This is a genomic window from Streptomyces sp. FH025 (genome assembly GCF_017427025.1).
Classification (GTDB): domain Bacteria; phylum Actinomycetota; class Actinomycetes; order Streptomycetales; family Streptomycetaceae; genus Kitasatospora.
This window is the reverse complement of sequence record NZ_JAFLNG010000794.1, coordinates 1-3,200: the sequence shown is the minus strand read 5'-3', so window position 1 is coordinate 3,200 and position 3,200 is coordinate 1. Positions and strand designations below refer to the sequence as shown.

Sequence of the window (3,200 nt, the reverse complement as noted above, 5' to 3'; positions counted from 1 at the left end):
GTGTTCTGCGACGCGGACCTGCCGGAGCACTGGAACGTCGACGAGGCGGCGCTGCCGTAGGGGTGTCGTGGGGGCGGGTCGCGGCGGCGCCGTTGTCGGGCGGGCCCGCTAGGGTCTGGGGGTCTGGTGGGTCAGGGGGAGCCGGGAAGGGTGGGGCACATGAGGTGCGCGCGGATGGTCGGGGTGCCGGGCGGGGTGGTGCACACGGGGAGCCGGGAGTTCCTGACCCGCGAAGGGCTGCCGACCGCCGGTGCCTTCCTCGACTTCGGGGCGTTGGACGGCGGATCGCTGAGGGCCTTCCCAGAGGCCTTTCCGGAGGCTTTCCCGGAGGCTTTCCCGGAGGCCTTTCCGGAGGCCTTCCCCAGCGGGGCGGAGCGGCTGTTCGTCCTCGGTGAGACGGACTACTGCACGCCCTTCGCCGCCGTCGGCACCCTGGTGCTGCTGGACGGGAACACCGGTGAGGTGTTCCTGGGCAACGGCGGACCGCAGCAGGACCTGCTGGCCTCCGACCTGGCCGCGCTGGCCGCGCTGGTACGGGAGGTGGAGGCGGTCGGCGAGGCCGCGCGGCGGCCGGAGGCCCTGGACGGACGGCGCGGACCGGCGGTGGTGGCCGAGGTGATGGCGGGGGCCGAGCGTCGGATGCGGGAGCTCGACCCCGGACTGTTCGGGCGGGCCGCGACCCCGCCGGCGCACTGGGGAACGGCGCTGCTGGTCCGGGCGCTGGGCTGGGGCGCGCTGCCGGGCGGGCCGGACGGGCCCGCGTACGAGGTCGGCGCGGAGCTGGTGGCCGAGCTCGCGGCGCTCACGGACGAGGACGGCGGCACGGGCCTGGTGCACCGCTTCCGGCCGGAGGAGCTGCCCGCCTCCCTGGTGCACGCGCCGACCCGACGGCTGCTGACCGAGGTCGGGCTGCCGCTGGGCGGGGCGATGTTCGGGGTGTGCGAGGAGCCGCTGGTCACCATGGCGGAGGCGTACCCGGAGTACTTCGACGGCGAGGAGGAGCGCCCCTACCAGCGGGACTTCCTCGCACTCGGGGACTGGCCGACCGACCTCACGATCGCCCTGGACGGCGCCACCGGCCGGCTCGAACTGCCGGACTGGTACGACGACGGCCAGCCCGAGGCCTACCTGAACCGCGACCTGTCCGCCCTGCTCTACGCGCTGTGGACGTACGAGCGGCTGCGCGCCGAGTGGGAGCGCTGGGACCACGGCCGGGACCACGACCGGGATCACGGCCGGGGCCACGGCACCTGGGCGGTGTTCGACCCGCAGTCGCTGCTGAGCACGGTGGTGGACCGGCTGGTCGAGGCCGTCGATCCGGAGGCCTTCTCCTCGCCCGGCCGCTCCTGGCGGCTGCTCGCCGAGGACGGGCACATGGGCGGCCTGCTCGGGTGACCACCCCGGATGCCCGCAGGTGACCACCTGGTGGCCGCAGGTGACTGCGGATGGCCATGAGTGACCGTGGGTGACTTTCGCGTGGCGGGGGCGGGCACCCTGAGCCCTCCGCGTCCGGACCGCGATCCGGCCGTTCCGGGCGTGTCGCGCCGGTACGCTGCCTCGGTGACGAACATCCGTACGGCGGCCGGGCGAAGACGGGCGATGCTCCTGAGCATCGCCGCCGTCCTCTCCCTCGCCGGGGCGGGCGCGCTGTACGGCCTGTTGTACGCGCGGTCTCTGGACTACGGCGAACGCTGCCAGCACGGCCTGGTGTCGGGCGGCGGGCGGCTGCTGGAGACGGGAGCCTCCTGGCTGCCGCCGGACGCGTGGTGCCGGTTCGAGGACCGGAGCCTGTCCACCACCCCGTTCTGGGCACTGCTGCTGTTCTACGTGCTGCTGACGGCGATCGTCTGGTCGGTCACCGCGCTGGTGCGTGTCCTCCGCCCGCGCCCGGATCCGGGACTGGACTGGCAGCCGGGGCACAGCGCTCCGCGCTGGTAGGCGCGGTCGTCGGGGCGGCCTGGGCCGGTACTGCTGTGGACGGTACCGCTGAGGGCGGTCGGCGGCGGGTGCGGAGCGGGGACAGGTAGACGGGCAGGAAGGCCGTCGCGAGGACGGCCCCGCCGAGCCAGAGCGTGGTCCGGGGGCCGAGGAGTTCGCCGAACAGTCCGGAGAGCGCGGAGCCGATCGCGAGCGCGCCGGTGAGCAGGAAGCGGAAGGTGGCGTTCATCCGGCCGAGCAGCGCGTCCGGGGTCGTCCGCTGACGCAGGCTCACCCCGAGCACGTTGTCCATCCCGGTCTTGAGCGACACCAGCAGCCAGCCAGCCCCCGCCAGGGGCAGCCACGGCCCGCCGCCGATCAGCGGCACCAGCAGTCCGGCGGGTGCCAGGCACAGGCCCGCCAGAGCGAGGGTGCGGCCGTCGCCGAACCGGGCGGCGATCGGGCGGGCACAGCGGGAGCCGAGCAGGATGCCGGCCCCGCCCGCCGCCCAGAACAGGCCCAACGCCCCGGCCGAGAGCCGTAGTTCCCGCACGAACAGGAGCGGTAGCAGGGTGTTGACCAGCTGCGAGCCGAGGTTGTTCAGGGCGGCGGTGACGGCGAGCGCGCGCAGTTCCCGGTTGCCGAGGACGTGCCGCAGTCCCTCGGCGATCTGCGCGCCCAGGCCGGGGGACGGTGCGGGTGCCGATGCGGGCCGGGGTGCGGGTGCGGGGACCGGGGTGCGGTGCAGCGCGGTCAGCCGTAGGGCGGAGGCGAGGTGGCTGAGCGCGGTCGCGACGATCGCCAGCGGCGCGGTCAGCAGTTGGACCAGCGCGCCGCCCGCACCGCGTCCGGCGACGTTGCCGACCGCCATCAGGCCGACCACGGCGGCGTTCGCGTCCACCAGGTGCTCGCGGCCGACCAGTCCGGGCAACACGCTCTGCGAGCCGATGTCGAAGAAGACCGTCGCGCCGCCGGCGAGCAGCGCGACCGCGTACAACTGCCAGAGGGTGAGCCCGCCGAGCCACCAGGCGAGCGGAACGGAGGCGTAGAGCGCGGCCTTCACCAGGTCGGCGACGATCAGGACGTGACGGTGGCGCATCCGGTCGACCCAGGCGCCGGCGGGCAGGCCGATCAGCAGGAAGGCCAGGGTGCTCAGGGTGGCGAGCAGGCCGACCTGGCCGGGGCCCGCGTCGAGGGCGGCGACGGCGATCAGGGGGACGGCGACGTAGCCGACGTTGGTGCCGAGTTGGGCGAGGGCGGTGGCGGTGAAGAGGGTGCGGAAG

3 protein-coding genes are annotated in these 3,200 nt (G+C 74.7%); 2 read left to right on the top strand and 1 reads right to left on the bottom strand.

Going from position 1 to position 3,200, the window contains the following annotated elements:
• Nucleotides 1-174: 174 nt before the first annotated feature.
• Together J0670_RS33950 and J0670_RS33945 are read left to right on the top strand one after the other, a co-directional pair.
• Nucleotides 175-1,395 (top strand): SUKH-4 family immunity protein, encoded by a 1,221-nt coding sequence (locus tag J0670_RS33950; RefSeq protein WP_207816171.1) that lies wholly within the window; start codon nucleotides 175-177, stop codon nucleotides 1,393-1,395.
• A gap of 165 nt (nucleotides 1,396-1,560) precedes the next feature.
• A complete protein-coding gene (locus J0670_RS33945; RefSeq protein ID WP_207816170.1) occupies nucleotides 1,561-1,938 on the top strand; it encodes a hypothetical protein in 378 nt (125 codons plus the stop codon).
• Here the strand turns inward: J0670_RS33945 and J0670_RS33940 are convergent.
• Nucleotides 1,856-3,200, bottom strand: a 1,345-nt coding sequence (locus J0670_RS33940) for an MFS transporter (RefSeq protein ID WP_207816169.1), incomplete at its 5' end; no start/stop codon positions are given. The two genes, J0670_RS33945 and J0670_RS33940, sit on opposite strands and share 83 nt — an antisense overlap.

What these genes read in the sequence shown, in the direction of transcription:
- J0670_RS33950 (WP_207816171.1), top strand. Translation starts at nt 175, where the DNA reads ATGGTCGGGGTGCCGGGCGGGGTGGTGCACACGGGGAGCCGGGAGTTC.